This is a genomic window from Bradyrhizobium sp. BRP23, from assembly GCF_020194135.1.
GTDB lineage: Bacteria > Pseudomonadota > Alphaproteobacteria > Rhizobiales > Xanthobacteraceae > Bradyrhizobium > Bradyrhizobium yuanmingense.
The window spans coordinates 1-385 of record NZ_JADYVW010000073.1; the positions used below are offsets into that span (position 1 = coordinate 1).

General features: G+C 42.3%; 1 protein-coding gene. It reads right to left on the reverse strand.

Annotated elements, in window-relative coordinates:
- Positions 1-385 (reverse strand): GTP-binding protein (locus I6F24_RS37395; RefSeq protein WP_225156625.1); only part of this gene is annotated, 385 nt, incomplete at both ends.

Here is a 385-nt window from a genome sequence, read left to right on the forward strand (position 1 = left end):
CTTACAGAGTATTCGAAGTTAGCACCTAATTTGTCCATTTTGTTTACAAATACGATACGTGGAACACCATAAGTTGTAGCCTGACGCCAAACTGTTTCAGTTTGAGGTTCAACACCTGATTGTGCATCAAGTACTGTAACTGCTCCGTCAAGTACACGTAATGAACGTTCAACTTCTACAGTGAAGTCTACGTGTCCAGGTGTATCGATAATGTTTACACGATGACCTTCCCAAGCTGCTGTTGTTGCAGCAGATGTGATAGTAATACCACGGTCTTGTTCTTGCTCCATCCAGTCCATTTGTGAAGCACCTTCGTGTGTTTCACCAATTTTGTGGATACGGCCAGTGTAATAAAGAATACGTTCAGTCGTAGTCGTTTTACCAG